Here is a 21,282-nt window from a genome sequence, read left to right on the forward strand (position 1 = left end):
TAATCAGGCTACAAGCGGGGTGGGTAGACGAAGCGAGCATCACTCGATCTTCTACTTCTGGTCCACTCTCAACTTTTCGGGGTGAATAAACTAAGTGAAATTTTGTTCGATTTTCTACTTCTTGCCCATTCTTGGTAATTCGTTTTTAAGTTTGATTGTCTGAAAGGCGATGTGTATAAAAATATAGGGCTTAGGTAAGAAATTGAGATAACTTGTTGATTTCGTATAGTAAAGTGCTGAGGTATTTTGTATAATGGAAAGGCAAGCATCAATAGGGGGTTATCAAATGATTAGAATGTTTATTAGTGATTTAGATGGGACTTTATTAAATAAATATCATATTGCTGATAAAACCATTAATCAAGCGATTGAAGAAGCGGATCGACGTGGCTATCGCTTTGCGGTTGCGACTGGTCGTCATATGCGTAACCACCAACGTTTTGGCTTAGGATTTTTAAAGCATACGCAGTATATTATTGCCATGAATGGAGCACTCGTAATCGATAATAAAGGTAAAATAATTGATACTATCGCTATCGAACCGAAAAAAATCATTGAAATTCAAGATATGTTTCCTGAAATTAGTTTTGAATTTTTAACCGCGCAACAAGCTTATGTAAAGCACAATCGTTTTAAGCATTTTTTAAAGGGGTTTAAAAACACCCCAACCTTTAAAAATTTTGGACGTGCTTTATTAAATCTTTTAGTAGGACAGTTCCACTATGGTGTGGATGATGAATTTTTAAAAACAAAAAGTATTTTAAAATTAGAATGTATTACGAATTCAGCTGAGGAACATCAACGATTGGTAGAATATTTAGAAGCTAATCAAGATCATTTTAGTTATGCCTATAATGATGAAGTCCACTTTGAGATTACGGCTCAAAATGTGAATAAACGTCAAGGGATTTTAGCTTTATTGAAAAAAATTAATGTGCATCCTGATCGAGTAGCTGTTTATGGTAATGATTCTAATGACGTGGAAATGCTAGAATATTTTATTCATTCTTATGCCCCATCTTCAGCGAAGGAGATAGCTAAAAAAGTAGCTAAAAATCAAATAGGCGATGCTAATGATCATGCGGTGGTCAAGCATATGTTAGCAACGATGAAAAAGCAAGATTTATATAAAAAATAATGCTTTTTAATAAGTCTTTATGTTATACTATAAGTAATAATTTAAGGAGTTGATCGACACAATGATGATTCAATAGTAACTAAGTAAGCTAATAGACTGTGATTGTAATAATGACAGGGATTAGTATGCACTTAGGCACTATTGGATGGATTATTGTGTCTTTTTGCGTACAAATTTTTCTTACTTAGTCTTTCAGTTGGTAATTGACAGTTAATTGAAAGGAGAATTTGTATGTTACAACTAAATAAATTTACCGTTACGCATCGCTATGATTTTAGAGTGTTAATTGATAATTTAACGGTGACAATCAATCCAGGAGATAAGTTGGCATTGATTGGTGAAGAAGGCAATGGCAAGTCAACATTGTTAAAGGCTATTTACGATATGAGACTAATTGAAGATTATGCAGAAGTGACAGGTCAATTGATAAATACAACGATTTTAATGGGATATTTACCACAAACTATGCCTGAATCTTTAAATGATGTCAGTATTAATCATTATTTGTTTGATATGAGTACATTAGAGCAAATGGATTTTAATTTACTTTATCAATATGCTTCTCAACTAGGTTTTGATAGCGAGCGCTTTGATTCTCATCAGTTATTAGGGAGTTTATCCGGTGGAGAAAAAATAAAACTTCAATTAATTAAGATGTTAGCACAAGATCCACAACTTATTTTGCTCGATGAACCGTCTAATGATTTGGATTTTGAAACGCTTGAATGGTTGACCTATTTTATTAAAAATACAGAAAAAACAATCATTTTCATTTCACATGATGAAACTTTATTAACGCAAACCGCTAATCGTTTGATATTATTTGAGACGCAACATCATAAGAAAGTGACCAAAACGACCTTGGTTAATCTTGACTATGATACCTTTATTCAAAATAGAGAAAGACAATTTGATAAGGATTTGCAAATCGCTACTAAGCAAAGAGAAGAGCATAAGAAGCAAATGCAACGACAACATCAAATTCATCAAGCGGTGGAGCATCAAGTTCGCAATACCCATGATGCAACAGCAGGCAGATTAATTGCTAAAAAGATGAAAAATGTTTTAGCCACACAAGATCGATTACACAAGTCGACCGAATTCTTTAAAGAAATCCCTGTAAAAGAAGAGGCTATTTTAGTTAAACTCCGTTGCTATCAACCATTATCAGCTTCAAAAATAGTCCTTAATTATCAGGATCAATCTTTTAATAATCAGCAGTGTAACATTTCGCAATTAGGATTAGTGATTCATGGACAAGATAAAATTGGTATTATCGGTGCCAATGGTATTGGGAAGACAACTTTGTTGAAAAAAATCTATCAAGATTTAAAAAAACGAACGGATTTAAGAGTCGGTTATATGCCACAAGATTATAGTCAAGTATTACCTTATGATCAGACGCCGATTGAATTTTTAAAACGGAGTGACGAGAAAGATGAAATCACCTTAGTGACCACATTTTTAGGTAGTATTCGTTTTACTTATGATGAAATGCATCATGCGATAGGTGAATTATCAGGTGGTCAAAAAGCTAAGTTATTATTATTGAAGATGGATTTGGATCAAGTGAATGTATTGATTGTGGATGAGCCGACGCGTAATTTTTCACCTTTGTCACAAAGAGAGGTTCGCCAAATCTTTCAGAATTTTGAAGGGTGTTTGATTGTTGTTTCGCATGATCGTCTTTTTAATCAAGAGGTATGTCATCGACATTATCGTTTAACTCACGATGCACTGGAACGATTATCTAATCAAAAGCAATAATGAATGTATCGCTTCCAATGACTAAAGTGTAAAATTAACGAAATTATTACAAGTAGGTAAAAAAGCTTTATAGATAGGGGTTAGAATGCTATAATAAAATAAATAGACAAAATAGGAGGCGCATAAAGATGACTCATCATGCAAATGATCATCATAGCTATTTATCAAGAACACATAGTGATGATGCGCGTAAGACCGTTGAACGAATTTTAGCAGAATTAAAAGAAAAACATGTTCGGATTACGGAGCCTCGACGCGCGATATTAACTTATATGGTTGAAAGTCATTCTCATCCAACAGTTGAAGAGATTTATGATGATTTATTACCGAACTATCCAGGCATGTCTCTAGCTACGGTTTATAATAATTTAAGTACCTTAGTTGAGCATGGCTATGTTAAAGAAATGAAGTTTGCAGGAATTACTAGCCGTTATGATTTTATTGGTAATCAACATTTTCATATCATTTGTGAAAGATGTGGCAGGGTGGAAGATTTTCCATACCGTGATTTAACACCATTTATTGGTGATGCTGAAGAAGCAACAGGTTATCAAGTAAGTAGTGTTAGTATGGAGATGTTTGGCATTTGTCCGGAATGTCAAAATGAAAGAGATTAAAGGATCAAAGAGGCTGGACATAAACTCGAAAAATTTAGTTAAGATTATTGTTCGTTAATTAATAGCGCAGTGGTTGAGTGGTCTCAAATGGCGTCTAAACGAGATTGAACATAAATTTGAAAAATTCAGTCAAGTTAGTGCTTATTTATTAAAAGCGCAGTGGTTGAGTGGCTTCGAACTTCGTCTTTCGACTTGTTCGAGGCCTACTCAACTGTGCGGGGGTGGACAGACGAAGCGAAAATTATTTAATTTTCTACTTCTTGCCCACTCCCTTATTTTTTATATAAAATAAGCAATAGAGAGGATGAGCATCATCTCGAAAAATTTAGTCAAGTTAGTGCTCGGTAATAAAAAGCGCAGTGGTTGAGTGGCCATAAAATGCGTTATTAAGAAGCTAGGCATAGTCTTTTTAAATTCTGTTGAATCCATAAGACAGGTTATTTAAAAAACAAATAAATAACTTTGTGAAAAGATATTGTTTAGGCAAAATATTATGCTATAATTCATTTTGAATGCTGAAATAAAGGAGTGTTGAAATGCAAACAAATCATACAGTCATACTTGAAAATGTCACAAAATCCTATGGTGATACCCAAGTTTTGAAGCAAATTGATATGGAACTCGAAAAAGGAAAGTTCTATACGCTATTAGGTCCTTCTGGTTGTGGGAAGACCACGATTTTACGAATCATTGCTGGTTTTGCGGAAGCGACTACTGGTAAGGTTTATTTGGATGGAAAGGAAGTCACTGAGATTCCAGCTAATAAACGTAAAGTAAATACCGTTTTTCAAGATTACGCTTTGTTCCCTCATATGAATGTATTTGATAATATTGCATTCGGCCTTACGATGAAAAAAATGGATAAAGCTACCATTGAAACGAAAGTAAAAGAAGCATTAAAAATGGTACGATTAGAAGGATATGAAAATCGTGATATTCAAGAAATGTCGGGAGGACAAAGACAAAGGGTAGCGATTGCCCGCGCTTTAGTCAATGAACCAGAGGTATTATTATTAGATGAACCTCTTTCGGCTTTAGACTTAAAATTACGTACCGATATGCAGTATGAATTACGTGAATTACAACAACGTTTGAATATTACGTTTGTTTTTGTTACTCATGATCAAGAAGAAGCTTTAGCTATGTCTGATTGGATTTTTGTAATGGATAAAGGTGAAATCGTACAATCAGGCACACCTTCAGATATTTATGATGAGCCAATTAACCGTTATGTAGCTGATTTTATTGGGGAAAGTAATATTATTAATGCGCGAATGATTGAAGACTATCGTGTTGCGTTTGTTGGCAAAGAATTTGACTGTGAAGATGCCGGAATCCCAAGTGGTGAAGCGGTAGAAATAGTGATTCGACCTGAGGATATTGATGTGGTAGCTCCTGAAAATGGAAAGTTAGTGGCCCATGTTGATACGATGCTATTTAGAGGGATGTTTAATGAAGTCATTGCCTATGATGATGCAGGGAATGAATGGATGGTTCATACAACAAAGAAAGTAGAACCGGGAGCGGTTATTGGCTTGTTTTTCGAACCAGATCAAATCCATGTTATGCGTTTTAATGAAACAGAAGAAGAATTTGATGCCCGTTTAGAACAATATGAAGATTAGGAGGGAGTAAATGAATCAAAAGAAGAATCATTTATTGGCAATTCCATATTATTTATGGATACTACTCTTTGTCATTGCACCGATTATTTTGTTACTGTTCAAGTCATTTTTTGATATTAATGGCCATTTCACTTTTCAAAATTATATTAATTTCTTTACCTCAGGTAACTATATTCGCATGGCTTTGTCCTCTTTCTTCTATGCGTTTTTAGTGACCTTGGTAACCTTTTTAATGGCGTATCCAATGGCATATTTTTTAACCAAAACTAAAAACAAACAATTGTGGTTATTGTTAATTATTTTGCCGACTTGGATAAATTTATTACTTAAAACGTATGCTTTTATTGGTTTATTAGGTCAAACGGGACCGATTAATCATTGGTTACAGAATTTTGGTTTTGGTCGTCAACAATTACTATTCACTAATGTGGCCTTTTTAATTGTTGCGGCCTATATCGAATTACCGTTTATGATGTTACCGATTTTTAACTCGATTGATGAAATTCCTAATTCATTAATGGAAGCGAGTAATGACTTAGGAGCGACACCGTGGGAGACTTTAAAACGAGTGGTATTCCCTTTATCTATGCGTGGCGTTCGTAGTGGGGTACAAGCAGTCTTTATTCCTTCCTTGTCGCTTTTCATGTTAACACGTTTAATTGGAGGAAATCGGGTTATTACATTAGGGACGGCGGTTGAACAACATTTCTTAGTGACTCAAAATTGGGGCATGGGTTCGGCTATTGGGGTTATCTTGTTAATTTCAATGGTCTTGGTAATGTATGTAACACGTGAGCGCCGTGATCAAGGAGGTGCTTTGGTTGAGTAATCGTCGTTTTAAATGGCAAAATTTATATATCGTCGTAATGTTTCTTATTTTATATGCGCCAATCTTTTATTTAATTATGTATTCTTTTAATGAGGGTGGCGATATGACAGGCTTTACTGGCTTTACCTTAGAGCATTATCAGACATTATTTCAAGATACAAGATTGATGACTTTTATTATTAATACTTTTATTGTGGCGATACTTTCTGCCTTAATTGCCACCATTATTGGGACTTTTGGTGCGATTGCTATCTACTTTAATCGTAGTAAAAAACAACGTAATACGATTTTGAATCTCAATAATGTGTTAATGGTGACACCTGATGTTATGATGGGGGCTAGCTTTTTAATTTTATTCTCTATTTTAATCCCTGTGCAAATGGGCTTTGGAACGGTATTAATTGCACATATTGCATTTAATATTCCGATTGTGGTATTAATGGTGTTACCACGTTTATATGAGATGAATCCTTCAATGCTTACGGCTGCTCAAGACTTAGGTGCTACTCATGGTCAAACTGTGCGTCATATTATATTACCAAGTATTAGCAGTGGTATATTTGCCGGGTTCTTTATGGCTTTTACCTATTCACTAGATGATTTTGCCGTGACTTTCTTCTTAACGGGTAATGGCTTTAGTACATTATCGGTTGAAGTGTATTCAAGAGCACGTACAGGTATTAGTTTAGAGATTAATGCTTTAAGTGCCTTGATGTTCTTATTAGCGTTGGCATTAGTGGTGGGTTATTATTTCATCCAAATGAGTGAACAAAAACGTCGTAAAGCGAAAGGGGCGAAGTAGATGAAAAAATTACTTAATGCAGTAATAGCCCTATTATTAGCAGTTGGCGTGTTATTTTTCCTTCGTCACCGTTTAGAAGCAAGTAGTGGTATGGCGGGTGGTAATACCATTGTCTTTTATAACTGGGGAGATTATATTGATCCAGCATTGATTTCTGAATTTGAAGAGGAAACAGGTTATCGTATTATTTATGAGACTTTCGATTCTAATGAAGCGATGTTTTCTAAAGTTCAACAAGGTGGTACTACCTATGATATTCTGGTGCCAAGTGAATATATGATTGAACAGTTAATGGAAAATGATATGTTACAACCTTTAAATTATGATTTATTGCCTAATATTAAGAATATTGATAGTCGTTTTATGGATTTATCATTCGATCCGGATAATAAATATTCAGTGCCGTATTTCTGGGGTACTTTAGGAATAGTTTATGATCCTAATAAAGTGGGGCGCGAGATTCATCATTGGGATGATTTGTGGGCTGATGATTTAAGAAATAAAATTTTATTAATTGATGGGGCTCGTGAAGTGCTAGGCATTGGGTTACAGTCGCTTGGTTTTTCACTAAATGATACCGATGAGACGGCGTTAACTGTGGCGACTGCAAAGATGAAAGCTTTAATGCCGAATGTGATTGCTTTAGCGGCTGATGAAATTAAAATGCATTTAGTGCAAGATGAAGCGCCAATTGGTGTGACGTTTTCAGGTGAAGCAGCGATGGCGATGGAGGAAAATGAAGACCTTGTCTATGTCGTTCCGGAGGAAGGTTCTAATATTTGGTTCGATAATATTGTGATTCCAAAAAATGCTAAAAATGTAGAAGGAGCACATGCTTTAATTGACTTTTTAATGCGTCCAGAGATTGCGGCGCGTAATGCAGAGTATATTGGTTATTCAACACCGAATAAGGCTGCGTTTGATTTGTTAGATCCAGAAATCACATCGGATGAAGCTTTCTATCCAAGTGATGATACGATTAGCCATTTAGAAGTCTATGCTAATTTAGGACAAGAAAGTTTAATTCATTTTAATGATTTGTATTTAGAGATTAAAATGGAACCAAGATAGTTTTTTTTTGCAAGAAATTCCTCACTTTATGAGTGGGGAGTTTTTTGATTGATGAGAAATGGCTAGGAATGATTTATTTGTTAGTTTATTATCATTGAAGAGTAATATTTTATTATTTCGTTAGTGGATTGTTATTTAAGAGCAATGAATGATTTTTTGTTAGTTTATTATCATTGAAGAGTAATGGGACCGTCTTTCGGTTTTCTTCGAAGAACCTACAGACTTGATTTTCTGAGGCGCTGTAAGAACTAAAGTTCAACAGCGCTCATGCAAAAATACATCCTAGTCATTACTAATGATAATAAACTAACGTTTAATCATCTATCATAAAAAAAGAAAAAGAGATAGTTTATGTGGTTGAAATTTTCCTCACGAAAAATTTCTGCTGATGCCTTTCACCTTCGGGAAAGGGAGCATGTGGATTGAGGATGTATAAGACGATAGCTAATTGACATGAAGGAGCAATGGCACCGTCTTTCTGTTTTCTTCGAAGAACATACAGACTTAAATTCTTGGGAGTGGGCAAGAAGTCGAAAATCAGTTGATTTTCGCTTCGTCTGCCCACCCCCGCACAGTTGAGTAGGTCTCAAACAAGTCATTAAGACGCATATTGAGACCACTCAACCACTGCGCTTTGAATTAAATAGATATGCCTGAACAGAATTTAAAAAGTTTTTGCCCAAACTCATGCAGAATTTATGCTTAACATTGCTAATAACAATCTACTAACTTATCTGTTTTGCTTAACTTTATTAATAATGACTCATACACATTTTGTAAGAAAATAAAACCTTGGCTTTACTAATGATAATAAACTAACGCATAATTATTCATAAAAAAGAGAGAAAGAGAGAGGTTTAAGAGGTTGAAATTTTCCTCACGAAAAATTTCTGCTGATGCCTTTCGCCTTCGGGTAAGGTATGACGGAGTGAGTAGAGATAGCTGATTTGAAGAGTATCTATTTTGGTTGATTAAATACTTGGCGGTAGCTGATTAGATTGTTGCATTGGTTTGTAACTGGGGAAAGTTACATGCAACAAATTGAGTAATCTTATTGTAACTTTTATACATAATTTTATATAGACGAAATTTAAGAAAATAAAGGGCTCAACTTTTAGGCCTTTTATTCTATCAAGCAGAACAACATGAAAATTATCATAGAAACCTTGTGAATTAGGTCGCAAGTTCTTGACATTTTCATGAAAAAAAGGGTAAAATAAAAAAGCTTTTAGAAAATAACTTATAGGAGGATAAAAATAATATCGGATAGCGCCAGGCCTGAAAAGGTGACGAGGATTGAACTTATCGAAAGATTCGGCGGATGGTTCAAGGCAGTGTAGTCTACAGTGTTTCTACAAAGAATAACCGAAAGGTTCTCACAAAAAGAAACACAACACCTAAAAGCAATATAAATTGATATAAAAAGGAGATATTTATATGTGTGGTGTAGTAGGTTTTGTTGGTAATGGTAAAGTACAAGAATTTTTGATTAATGGGTTAGAAAAATTAGAATACCGTGGTTATGATTCAGCTGGTATTTATGTAAAAGATGAAACTCATAATGGTTTATTTAAAGAAGTAGGTCGTATTGCAGATTTAAAAGCAAATGTTGATTTTGATTTGCCGGCTTCAATTGGAATTGGACATACACGTTGGGCTACTCATGGTCCTGCAACAGTGGAAAATGCCCATCCTCATACATCACCAAATGGACGTTTCGTTTTAGTTCATAACGGTGTAATTGAAAACTATACTCAAATCAAAGAACAATATTTAGCTGATGTTAATTTCTATTCAGATACTGATACAGAAGTAGCGGTAGCCTTAGTAGAACATTTTTCAAATGAAGGTATAAACACTAAAACTGCTTTCTTAAAAGCTTTATCAGTTATTGAAGGTTCTTATGCGTTCAGTTTAATTGATAATGAAGATCCTGATACTTTATATGCAGCAAAAAATAAAAGTCCATTATTAGTCGGATTAGGAGAAGGATTTAATTTAATCTGTTCTGACGCGATGGCTGCGATTCAAATGACTAACCAGTATTTAGAAATCCATGATAAAGAATTAGTGACTTTAACTGAAAATCATGTGCAAATCGAAAAATATTCTGGTGAAGTGGTTGATCGTCAACCATTTATTGCGGAACTAGATGCGGATGATTTAGAAAAAGGCACTTATCCTTTCTATATGATTAAAGAAATTGATGAGCAACCGACGGTGATTCGTCGTTTAATTTCTGAGTATACGAATTCAGAAGATCAATTTGAAATTGAACCTGAATTAAAAGCCGATTTATTAAATGCGGACCGTATTCATATTGTGGCATGTGGTACAAGTTACAATGCAGGTTGGGTTGGTAAATCTGTGATTGAAAAATTAACGAAAACGCCAGTTGAAGTTCATTTAGCAAGTGAATTTAGTTATGATATTCCATTATTAGGGGACAAACCATTCTTTATTTTCTTAACTCAAAGTGGTGAAACGGCTGATAGTCGTCAAGCATTAGTTAAAGTCAATGAATTAGGTTACCATTCATTAACAATCACCAATGTTAAAGGTTCTACATTATCACGTGAAGCAACTTATACCATGTTATTATACGCTGGACCAGAAATTGCTGTAGCTTCTACCAAAGCTTATACAGCCCAAATTGCGGTTATGTCAATCATTGCAGAAGCGATGCGTGTAGAACGTAATTTACCTGCTTTATTCGATATGCATCAAGAATTAAGTAAAATTGCAGCGATTATGGAAGGTGTCTTATCAGAAAAATCGATGTTAGAAGAGTGGGTTCAAAATAATTTAATTGAAAATCGCAATGCTTTCTACATTGGACGTTTATCTGATTACTATGTTTCGATGGAAGCTGCTTTGAAATTAAAAGAGATTTCTTACATCCAAACAGAAGCTTTCGCTTCAGGAGAATTAAAACATGGTACCATCGCTTTAATTGAAGAAGGGGTACCTGTCATTGCTTTAATTAGTAATCCAGCTGTGGCGGCTCATACACGTGGTAACGTGGAAGAAGTTAAAGCGCGTGGAGCTAAAGCAATAGTCATTAGTACTGAAGAAGTAGCCAACGAAGATGACTTCTTTATCTTGCCAAATATGCCAACATTATTAGCACCTTTAGGTGTTGTAGTAGTGACACAATTATTAGCTTACTATACAGCTTTACATAGAGGCTTAGACGTTGACAAACCCCGTAACTTAGCAAAATCCGTGACCGTTGAATAATTATCATTTGAATGATTAGAATTAAATCCCATCTTGACTTTAAAAGTCGAGGTGGGATTTTTTGGGTAATGAACGTAAGTAGCTATTTTACCATTGAATGATTTAGTGGAAGAAATAGATTAATTAATCAACTTTCCTCGTTCAGTGACAAACAATCTCTCAAAAAGTAGCCATTTTGACAAAAAATCAGATTCAATCAATGAAAACGCTCAAAATTAGTCAATCTTGTCAAAATAAATGACCAATAGTCTGACAAAGTATGCATTGTTGACCCGTTGTGAAAGCACTATCTTTCCCATATACTTAAGGTACAGAAAAAAGAGAGGAGCGATTTTGATGAAATCATCACAATCAACAATTTAAAAATTAGGTTCTTACCTAAGTGGTATGGTCATGCCAAACATTGGAGCATTAATTGCTTGGGGTATTATTACAGCGTTATTTATTCCAGATGGCTATTTGCCAAATGAACATATCGCTGGTTTAGTAGGTCCAATGATTAACTACTTAATCCCATTATTAATTGCTTTTAAAGGTGGGGAAATGGTTCATGGGTTCCGTGGAGGTGTCGTAGGGACAGTTGCAACGATGGGTGCCATTGTTGGATCAGGAATTCCAATGTTATTAGGTGCCATGATGTTAGGTCCATTAGGTGGTTATGCTATCATAAAAATTGATGAAGCTTTTGGTGATAAAATCCTAACTGGATTTGAAATGTTAATCAACAACTTCCCAAGTGGTATTGTTGACCAATTGAAATAATAATTAAATCACAAAAAGAATAAAGAGGCAAAAATAATATTATTTTGACGAGAGAAATAACTACGGTTCAAATCTTAAAATATAATGACCCTGCCGATGAACAAGCAGTACAACTACAATCAATGTTAAAAGAAAAATCGGTAGAGGAAGTTATTAAAGAAGTGACCCAATTACAAGATCAAACGATCATTGATCGCATTGTGAAGGCATATATTGGTTAATTTAGCTACTTATTGGTTTGTTTAGTTTAAAGTTCTCAACCTAATTTTAAAAGCAGTAAATTATTAAAGCCTCCCTCATTCTCAAAAGAGAGTGAAGGAGGCTTTATTGGATTATACTTTGCTTTGGAGTTTTTAGCTAATGACACGATTAGCGTGGCATTTGTTTGATTTCAGTTAATTTAATAATCGGTGCACCTTTTTCAGTGTAAACGAAGTCGCGTACTTTTTGGGCATCAGCCATCGTGACAATCAATCGATCACGATAGGGTTCAGCTAATTCATCGAATAAATATAAATCGTCTCGTAAGTTATTTTGTTTGCGAAGTGAATTGATTTCACCATCAGTTTTTAGTTTATACTTAAGCGATGGCAGACTACCTGATATTTGGCGTTGTTCAATACGATAATAATAGTTATCATCACCATAATAAATTTCTAAAGCGCCAGTGTTGGTACGGACATGTTTGACCTCTTTGTACTTTTCTTTATGGATTTCCCACCAAGTTTCAATGCCTTTAATCGCTTGTTCTTCAGTTGGATAACTGCCGTGTTCTTTTTTTAATTTATTACGACGATTAACCCAATAATTTGTATAAACTGTCTGAGTCATAGAATCCTTCCTTCCAATAAGTTTTACTAATTCTATTATATCTTAAATTACTTTATTTAGAAAACGTTTTACACATTATTTACGCTGAATAATATGGTATACTGTGATAAGTGATAGAATAAACGAACTAAATTTTTTTAATAGTGATAGGGTGGGAACTAGATGAATTTGGAACAATTAAGGCAAAATCAGCATATGATTGAACGCGTCATTAATAGTCATAAAAATTTAGGTCAAGTGGCAACATTAGTGGCGGTTACAAAAACAGTAGGGATTGAAATGATGGAAGCTTTATATGAAAATGGGATTCATCATTTTGGTGAGAATCGTCCGAATGTTTTTGTGGAAAAATATCGTCAATTAATACATTTAGATAAGGCAGTATGGCATTATATTGGTAATTTACAGACAAGACAGGTTAAGGATGTCATTAACGAGATCGATTATTTACATTCTTTAGACCGACCTTCATTAGCCAAAGAAATTCAAAAACGTGCGCAATCTGTCGTCAATTGCTTTGTACAAGTAAATGTTAGTGGGGAAGCTTCTAAAAGTGGCTTTAAACCTGAAGAAGTAGTTGAATGGATTGAGAGTATTGCCGATTATCATCATATCCGTGTCGTAGGGTTAATGACGATGGCACCGATTGATGCAACTGAAGCGGCATTACGTCAGTATTTTGGTGAATTAAAACAATTACAAATTCAAATCGAAAAAATGGGATGGCTACATGCACCCTGTACGGAATTAAGTATGGGAATGTCTCAAGATTATGAGATTGCAGTCGAAGAAGGCGCTACTTTTGTTAGGGTAGGCACAGCATTTTTTGAAGGAGTGATATGATGAGTAAAATTTATTTAGCATATGGTAGTAATATGAGTGTGGAACAAATGGCTCATCGTTGTCCTGAGGCAAAATTGTTAGAGGTAACGATGTTACCTGGATTTCGCTTAGCTTTTACAGGGGCACCTAATCGTTCTTATGCTACTATCCAAAAAGATGACACGCGTCAAGTTCCCGTTTTATTATGGGAAATTTCACAGTCTGATGAAGCGAGTTTAGATCGATACGAAGATTATCCTAATTTTTATGAAAAGGCTGAAATTGAATTAAACGGTCAAGTGGTCATGTATTATTATATGGTTGAACAATATGGCTTAGGTCTGCCTTCCGATGAATATTACAATATTATCGCAGCAGCTTATGATAAATTTGATTTCGATAAAGCAATCTTGGAAACGGCGCTTAAAGAAAGTCAGAATGTTATAAAATCATAATTAATTAAACCTTTTGCCTAAAGTGGAGTGAGGTGAAACGACAAAAGTTGGGTTTTAAGCTAACTTTTTAACTCACTACATCGGCGAAAGGTTTTTATTATGACTAGCTGAATATTTTTCTAGTAGACAAGATTTTTATATATTTAATTTGCATTAATTATGGTACGATATATTTATCATACTTGAAGGAGCGTGCGCACAATGGTTGAGACAATTCAATTTGGTTACGGTAAAGATCCAGCTACACTTAACTTAAAATTATTAAACCGTCATGGTATTATTGCGGGTGCAACCGGTACTGGAAAAACGGTTACGTTAAAGGTTATTACTGAGCAATTAAGTGAAGCAGGGATACCCGTCTTTTTAGCTGATATCAAAGGAGATTTAATGAGCCTTGCCCAAGCGGGTAATGGTGAGGTTGATCCTGAACGGTTAGCCGCTACTCATTACGATCATTATGAAACGGCTGAGTATAGTGTGGAATTATGGGATGCTCTATCAAAACAGGGGATACCATTACGGATGACTATCTCTGAAATAGGACCGGTTTTATTAGCGCGTATTTTAGGTTTGAATGAGATTCAAACAGGTATACTGAATATTGTTTTTGCCGTTTCGGATGCACAAGGTTTATTATTAATTGACTTGATGGACTTACGGGCAATGTTAAACTATGTATTGGAAAATGCGAGTGAGTTAAGTAAACACTATGGTAATATCGCTTCTTCTTCTGTAGGGGCCATTTTACGTTCAATCGTCGTATTGGAACAACAAGGAGCAGGCGCTTTTTTTGGTGAGCCTGCCTTAGAACTAGAAGATTTAATGCGCGTAGATAGTCAAGGACGCGGGATTATTAATGTGTTAAATGCTGTAGCATTGAGCCAACAGCCTACTTTATATGCGACAGTTTTATTAGCAGTTTTAGCAAATCTTTATGAAACATTACCAGAAGTGGGTGATGTAGATAAACCCAAATTGGTCTTTTTCTTTGATGAAGCGCATTTAATGTTTAATAAGACACCGGAAGTTTTATTAGAAAAAATAGAGTTAGTGGTTCGCTTAATTCGTTCAAAAGGAGTAGCGGTCTTTTTTGTCACCCAAAATCCATTGGATATCCCAGATCGAGTGGCTGCTCAATTAGGCAATAGAATTCAACATGGGCTACGAGCATTTACGCCAAAAGAGTTAAAGACAGTAGCAGCTGTTGCTGATAGTTTCCGTCAAACAGAAACGGTCGATATGGCTCGTGCAATCCAAGAGCTAAAAGTAGGTCAAGCAGTTGTCTCAACTTTAGATCAAGATGGTACACCTAAAGTAGCGGATATCGTGACGATTTGGCCACCTAAAAGTCATTTAGGGACAATTGATCATTCGGTCTTAGCTAGCCTATTAAATAATTCAGAGTTAATGCCTAAATATGAAACACCAATTGATCGCGAAAGTGCGCATGAAATGATTAATGCCCAAATAGCAGCCAAAGAACAAGCTTTATTAGCTGAAGCAGAACGGGTAGCCAATGAAAAAGAAATGGAACGTTTGCAAAAAGAACAAGAACGTTTGCTGAAAGAACAAGCTCAAGCCGCTAAAAAGCAGGCTGCTGAACCCAATAGTAGTTATCGTCGTAGTGATTCACCGATGAATCGTTTAACCAAAAATTTAATGAGTTCAGTGGGGCGTGAATTAGGACGAGCGATTTCACGTGGTTTAACTGGTATCTTAAAAAATAAATAATGCTGGTATGGGCAAGCAGTAGAATAACTCAGGAATTTTCGCTTTGTCTGTTGACTCCGCGCACAGTTGGGCATTGGCAAGCAATAGAAAATGAGAAGATTTGATTTGCCTGTTCCCCAGCGCACAGTTGGTAGTAGACCAGAAGTAGAAAATTGAATGATTTTCGTTTCGTCTGCGCATGACCACACAGGTGATGGGTAATAAAATGGTTACAAAATGCAAAGGGTTATGACTCAACCACTGCGCTATTAATTAACGAACAATAATCTTAACTAAGTTTATCAAGTTTATGCCCGGCCTTAATGCCTTATTTCTTTGAGACGGAGTTTGATAGCACTTAACCACTGCGCTTATCGTTAATGAATAATACTTGATTGAATTTATAAAGTGTTTGGCCAGTCACAATATACAATTTAATGCGCCTTATAAGGTCGTTTGTAACGGTCTAATAAGGCGCGTTTTAAATGATGATAGTTAATGAAATGATAATCGCTTTAGCTTTGAATAGATGAAAATACAAAATTTTCCTTGAAACAATTTGCAATATTCCATTGTAATTAAATTAAAACATCGGTATACTACACAGAGTTGAAAAGAGAAAGGGGTAAACAAATGAAAAATGATATGACCAGTGGCAATCCACTTTCAAAAGTTATTTTATTTTCTATTCCATTAATTATTGGGAATGTCTTTCAGTTATTATATAATATGGCCGATACTTTTATTGTTGGTCGAACTATGGGAGTTGAAGCACTGGCTGGAATAGGAGCAGCGGGTAGTGTGTCATTTCTTATTTTAGGATTTACCCAAGGGTTTGCAGCGGGGTTGTCTATTCCGGTTGCGCAAGCGTATGGTGCTAGAGACTATCATAAATTGCAACGCAGTGTGTTCTTGAATTGGGTGCTGTCGGTCTTGGTATCAGCAGTTTTAACGATCATCAGTTTAGTTATTTTAAGACCCTTATTGGAATTTATGAATTCACCTAGTAATATTATTGAACATACTTATGATTATTTAGTGATTGTATTTGGCTTTATGATTATTACTGTCTTCTACAATATGCTAAATAATATGATGCGTTCCTTAGGAAATAGTCGCACGCCTTTATACTTTTTAATTGTTGCGGCGATTATTAATATTATTCTGGACTATGTCTTTATCATCTATTTTGGTTTAGGGGTAGGAGGAACCGCGATTGCGACGGTAACCTCTCAATTCGTATCGGTATTATTATGTTTATGGGCTATTCAACGAAGCATGCCCATCTTGCGTTTAAGAGTCAATGTTGGGATTAAGAAGGAAGAATTATGGTATCATATTCAAATTGCTTTACCAATGGCCTTTCAGTCATCAATTATCGCTTTAGGAACGATTGCTGTTTCAATGGCCTTAAATATATTAGGTGCTGAGGCAGTAGCAAGTTTTGCGGCAGCGGGTAAGATTGACCAAGTCGTAATCTTAATTTTAATGTCATTTGGCGTTTCGATGGCTACTTATGTCGGTCAAAACTTTGGTGCGAAAAAATTTGATCGGATTCGTGATGGTGTGCGCTCAGTAGCGATATTATCTGTCATCGTGGCGATTATTTTAGGAGCAGTATTGTTTGTGTTCGGAAAAGATTTTGTTGCGTTCTTTGTTAAAGGTGATGATTTATCACAAATAATCGCTTATGGTGATACTTACTTTAAAGTTAATGGTCCTTTATATTGGGTCTTAAGTTTACTGTTTATTTACCGCTATACTTTACAAGGATTGGGAGATAGTAGAATTCCGACATTTGCTGGCTTTATGGAGTTAATAATGCGTGTCGCTGCTGCCTTTATATTAGGAGATTTAATAGGTTTTACTGGTTTAGCATTATCTAGCCCACTAGCTTGGATTGGTTCAGCTGTTCCTTTGATGTACACTTACTTAAAACGTAAAGATCATCTCGATTTAATGAAAGCCATCTAATGCTATCGTTTTGCTTAATTATCCGAGACAATTCTATCTAAATATATAAAGAAACGTAACCTCCGTCAGATTTTAGCCAATGATGGAGGTTTTCGTAATTATTTAATATATTTTAATAAAAAACCAAAAGTAATCATGAAAATTTGTTATACTAGGATTATCTGTTTTTTTGAGGAGTCGAAAATATGAAATTAGGGGAACGTACGTTAAAGATTGTCGTAGCAACGATTTTTGCCGTTATTCTTGCCCAATGGTTACAATTGGAAAATAGTTATGCTGCTGGTATTATTGCGATACTGAGTTTATTAGATACACGAACTGATACATTGAAGATTGCGATTTCGCGACTTTCAGCAACGATGATAGCTTTCGCAATTGCGTGGGTATTATTTAGTTTTTTGGGCTATAGTGTCTGGGTATTTGGTCTATATTTACTCTTTTTTATTCCCATTTGTTACACCTTTGGTTTTCAAGCAGGGATTGCACCGGTATCGGTGTTAGTGACACATTTTATTGTTGCTAAAAGTGTGGGGATTGAATGGATGATTAATGGCGGGTTGTTAATGATCATTGGCACTGGGATGTCATTATTACTGAATGTATGGATGCCGTCTCAGATGACGAAGTTAAATCAAATGAAACTCAATGTTGATAATGAAATGAAGGAAATTATTAAAGGAATGGCAGTCAGTTTAAAGATGGTTCAATGTGACGTTACAGCCATTCAAAGAAGAAGTAAAGAATTAGAAGTTTATTTGGAACTAGCCCAACAAGTAGCTTTACTTGAATATAATAATCAAATTTTCCAAAAAAATAGTTATCACATTGATTATTTAACAATGCGTAAAACGCAATTAGATATTTTACGTGGATTAATTGAGATGTTGCCCAATATTCCTTTAGCAGTTGACCAAGGGTTTAAATTATCACATTTACTGGCGATAACCGCGGAACATTATGATGAGCAAAATACGGTAATAGAGTTAATTGAAGGCGTGGCTGATTTATATCGTTATTCTCGTCAATCACAATTACCTCAATCAAGAGCGGAATTTGAGGCACGAGCGATGATTTATGCCTTCTTAATTGAATTTAGCCGTTTCTTAGAAGTTAAATATGAGTTTTATCAAATGAATCAAGATAATATAGCGATAAATTCAACGCCAGATTAAAATTTAATAAGTTTTTTGTTAAGAAGGCTTAATATTAAATTGATTATTTAGAGTAAGCTTGTTATAATTCTTTAGGTAAATAGAGAAGAGGTAGAAAGATGTTAAAAAAATTTAGAGCGATTCTATTGTTAATTATATCGATATTTTTAGTCGCTTGTGGACAGGAAGAAACCACTACTTCCACCAATCCACCCTTATTAGTAGGTATGGAAGCAGGGTATCCACCATATAACTGGACCCAATCAAATAATAGTAATGATGCGGTTCGTATTCAGGATTCCCAAGATTATGCCAATGGTTATGATGTGCAAATCGCACGTAAAATTGGTGAAGCATTAGACTGTGAAATCATTATCGTTAAAACTGAATGGGAAGGTTTATTACCAGCGATTCAATCTGAAAAAATTGATTTGATTATTGCTGGGATGTCTCCTACACCTGATCGTAAAGAAGTGATTGATTTCTCAGACTCCTATTATGATGTGCAATTCGCAATGGTAACCAAGAAGGATTCACCTTATGCACAAGCAAAATCAATCGACGATTTTGGTGGGGCTGTGGTGACAGGTCAATTAGGGACTTTGCATTATGATTTATTAAGTCAAATTCCGAATGCAACGGTTGATCAAGCAATGAAGAGTTTCTCTGCGATGCGGGTAGCTTTACAATCTGGAAAAATTGATGCCTATGTATCTGAAATACCTGAGGCTATTTCGGCCACTGATGCTATTTCTCAATTTACCTATGTGGTGCCAGATCCTTCATTTGAAGTTTCTGCAGAAGATGTGCAAATTGGTATTGGGGTTAAAAAGGGTCGGGAAGAATTATTAACACAAGTGAATGAAGTCTTAGCTGATATCTCCACAGAAGAACGTGCAGAAATTATGAACCAAGCGATTAAAGAACAACCATCTACTGGTGAATCTGACTTCTTTGGTAATGTTTGGAATATCTTTAAAGCAAACTGGCCAGCATACTTACGTGGTACCATAAATACGTTGGTTATTTCTTTAACAGGTACTATTATAGGTTTATTAATTGGATTGTTAGTCGGGATTGTGCGTACGATTCCTAAAGCTAAAACTAAACTACAAAATGGTTTATTAAAATTTGCTAATTGGTTCTTAAATGCTTATATAAGTATTTTCCGTGGAACACCAATGATTGTGCAAGCGATGGTTGTCTATTACGGAACATCTATTTTATGGAATTGGAATTTAACACCACTTAGCGCTGCCTTCTTTATTGTTTCAATCAATACGGGGGCTTATATTTCCGAAGTCGTGCGAGGTGGTATTTTGTCGATAGATAAAGGACAATTTGAAGCCGCGCGAGCGATTGGGATGAGCCATTGGCAAACGATGAAGGAAGTCGTCATGCCACAAGTTATTCGTAATATTTTACCATCAGTAGGGAATGAATTTGTGATTAACGTCAAGGATACGTCAGTCTTGAACGTTATTTCAGTCAATGAATTGTATTTCACTTCAAGTACCATTGCTGGTAATAGTTTCCGATATTTCGAAACATTCGTCATTACGGCCATTATTTATTTTGTCTTAACAGTCACCATCACGGCCATCTTGCGTGCGATTGAAAATAAAATGGATGGACCAAAAGAGTTTGTCTTAGTTGGTGGTAATCAAGAGCAAGTAAAAACATTAAAAGGAGAATAGCAAATGACAGCAATTTTAAAAGTGAATCATTTAAGTAAATCCTTTGGTGAACGTGAAGTCTTAAAAGACATCCATTTTGAAGTTGAAAAAGGGGAAGTAGTGACCATCATTGGTTCATCTGGTTCTGGCAAGTCGACTTTATTACGCTGCTTAAATTTATTGGAAGAACCAAGTGGTGGCGAAATCATTTATCGTGATGAAAATGTTTTAGGACCTAAATATGATGTGAACGCGTATCGTACGCATTTTGGAATGGTCTTTCAATCATTTAACTTATTTAATAACTTAAATGTATTAGAAAACTGTACGGTAGGACCTTTAAAAGTATTAAAGGAGCATCCTGCTGAGGTAGAAAAACGTGCCAAAGAGTTTTTAAAACAAGTAGGGATGGATAGTTTTATCAATGCGCGTCCAAGTCAATTGTCTGGTGGACAAAAACAAAGGGTAGCGATTGCTAGAGCATTAACGATGCAACCGGATGTCTTATTGTTTGATGAACCGACATCGGCATTAGACCCCGAGATGGTAGGCGAAGTTTTGCGTGTGATGCAAGAATTAGCTCATACTGGCTTAACGATGATTATCGTCACCCATGAGATGGAATTCGCTCGTGAAGTGAGTGACCGAGTCGTCTTTATGGATTCTGGCGTGATTGCCGAAGTCGCTCATCCAGAAGAATTATTCACCAATCCAAAAGAGGAAAGAACAAAACAATTTTTAGAGAGATATTTACGTCATTAAGTTCAGAAGTTTTAACTATATTTTAGGTTGAGGGGCTATATTAACAATAT

General features: G+C 35.3%; 17 protein-coding genes and 1 pseudogene. 17 read left to right on the plus strand and 1 reads right to left on the minus strand.

Translation table 11 applies throughout. The annotated features are described in order from the left end of the window. Positions 1-286: 286 nt before the first annotated feature. From CYJ72_RS10685 to CYJ72_RS10730, 10 genes and pseudogenes are all read left to right on the plus strand, one after another. Complete coding sequence (locus CYJ72_RS10685; protein WP_180764822.1) at positions 287-1,138, plus strand: Cof-type HAD-IIB family hydrolase; 852 nt, start codon at positions 287-289, stop codon at positions 1,136-1,138. Between the two features lie 231 nt (positions 1,139-1,369). Then, a complete protein-coding gene (locus tag CYJ72_RS10690; RefSeq protein ID WP_284629808.1) occupies positions 1,370-2,905 on the plus strand; it encodes an ATP-binding cassette domain-containing protein in 1,536 nt (511 codons plus the stop codon). Positions 2,906-3,033: 128 nt separating this feature from the next. Beyond that, positions 3,034-3,522 (plus strand): Fur family transcriptional regulator, encoded by a 489-nt coding sequence (locus CYJ72_RS10695; protein ID WP_101813655.1) that lies wholly within the window; start codon positions 3,034-3,036, stop codon positions 3,520-3,522. A gap of 536 nt (positions 3,523-4,058) precedes the next feature. After that, on the plus strand, positions 4,059-5,147 hold the full coding sequence (locus CYJ72_RS10700; protein ID WP_284629809.1) for an ABC transporter ATP-binding protein: 1,089 nt from the start codon (positions 4,059-4,061) through the stop codon (positions 5,145-5,147). Positions 5,148-5,157: 10 nt separating this feature from the next. Then, positions 5,158-5,976, plus strand: a complete 819-nt coding sequence (locus CYJ72_RS10705; protein WP_284629810.1) for an ABC transporter permease — start codon at positions 5,158-5,160, stop codon at positions 5,974-5,976. Positions 5,977-6,013: 37 nt separating this feature from the next. Beyond that, positions 6,014-6,778 carry an ABC transporter permease gene (locus CYJ72_RS10710; RefSeq protein WP_071409348.1) on the plus strand — a complete coding sequence of 255 codons (765 nt, stop codon included), beginning with the start codon at positions 6,014-6,016 and terminating at the stop codon, positions 6,776-6,778. Next, a complete protein-coding gene (locus CYJ72_RS10715) occupies positions 6,779-7,849 on the plus strand; it encodes an ABC transporter substrate-binding protein (protein WP_066126269.1) in 1,071 nt (356 codons plus the stop codon). A gap of 1,437 nt (positions 7,850-9,286) precedes the next feature. Then, complete coding sequence (gene glmS / locus CYJ72_RS10720; RefSeq protein ID WP_284629811.1) at positions 9,287-11,089, plus strand: glutamine--fructose-6-phosphate transaminase (isomerizing); 1,803 nt, start codon at positions 9,287-9,289, stop codon at positions 11,087-11,089. A gap of 363 nt (positions 11,090-11,452) precedes the next feature. Next, positions 11,453-11,836, plus strand: a pseudogene (locus tag CYJ72_RS10725) (PTS mannitol transporter subunit IICBA); the annotation flags it as partial. Between the two features lie 59 nt (positions 11,837-11,895). Further along, positions 11,896-12,072: a hypothetical protein gene (locus CYJ72_RS10730; protein ID WP_180764853.1), complete on the plus strand. Its 177-nt coding sequence runs from the start codon at positions 11,896-11,898 to the stop codon at positions 12,070-12,072. Between the two features lie 148 nt (positions 12,073-12,220). Here CYJ72_RS10730 and CYJ72_RS10735 read toward each other — a convergent pair whose 3' ends face one another. Continuing rightward, positions 12,221-12,682, minus strand: coding sequence for a hypothetical protein (locus CYJ72_RS10735; RefSeq protein WP_284629812.1), 462 nt, complete (start codon positions 12,680-12,682; stop codon positions 12,221-12,223). 162 nt (positions 12,683-12,844) lie between these two features. Here CYJ72_RS10735 and CYJ72_RS10740 point away from each other — a divergent pair, with 162 nt between their 5' ends. The 7 genes from CYJ72_RS10740 to CYJ72_RS10770 all read left to right on the plus strand — a co-directional run bounded on the left by CYJ72_RS10740 (position 12,845) and on the right by CYJ72_RS10770 (position 21,232). After that, positions 12,845-13,525, plus strand: a complete 681-nt coding sequence (locus CYJ72_RS10740) for a YggS family pyridoxal phosphate-dependent enzyme (protein ID WP_284629813.1) — start codon at positions 12,845-12,847, stop codon at positions 13,523-13,525. Further along, positions 13,525-13,959, plus strand: coding sequence for a gamma-glutamylcyclotransferase family protein (locus CYJ72_RS10745; RefSeq protein WP_284629814.1), 435 nt, complete (start codon positions 13,525-13,527; stop codon positions 13,957-13,959). The genes CYJ72_RS10740 and CYJ72_RS10745 overlap by 1 nt, the downstream gene beginning before the upstream one ends. 201 nt (positions 13,960-14,160) lie before the next feature. Further along, positions 14,161-15,690 carry a helicase HerA-like domain-containing protein gene (locus CYJ72_RS10750; RefSeq protein ID WP_284629815.1) on the plus strand — a complete coding sequence of 510 codons (1,530 nt, stop codon included), beginning with the start codon at positions 14,161-14,163 and terminating at the stop codon, positions 15,688-15,690. Between the two features lie 612 nt (positions 15,691-16,302). Beyond that, positions 16,303-17,643, plus strand: coding sequence for an MATE family efflux transporter (locus tag CYJ72_RS10755; protein WP_284629816.1), 1,341 nt, complete (start codon positions 16,303-16,305; stop codon positions 17,641-17,643). Positions 17,644-17,828: 185 nt separating this feature from the next. Beyond that, entirely contained in the window at positions 17,829-18,815 is a 987-nt protein-coding gene (locus CYJ72_RS10760) for an aromatic acid exporter family protein (protein ID WP_284629817.1), read from the plus strand. 98 nt (positions 18,816-18,913) lie between these two features. Next, on the plus strand, positions 18,914-20,491 hold the full coding sequence (locus CYJ72_RS10765) for an ABC transporter substrate-binding protein/permease (RefSeq protein WP_284629818.1): 1,578 nt from the start codon (positions 18,914-18,916) through the stop codon (positions 20,489-20,491). Between the two features lie 3 nt (positions 20,492-20,494). Next, complete coding sequence (locus CYJ72_RS10770) at positions 20,495-21,232, plus strand: amino acid ABC transporter ATP-binding protein (RefSeq protein WP_066126686.1); 738 nt, start codon at positions 20,495-20,497, stop codon at positions 21,230-21,232. The last annotated feature ends 50 nt before the right edge of the window (positions 21,233-21,282 follow it).

Origin of the sequence: Globicatella sanguinis (assembly GCF_002847845.2) — a bacterium.
Taxonomy (GTDB): domain Bacteria; phylum Bacillota; class Bacilli; order Lactobacillales; family Aerococcaceae; genus Globicatella; species Globicatella sanguinis.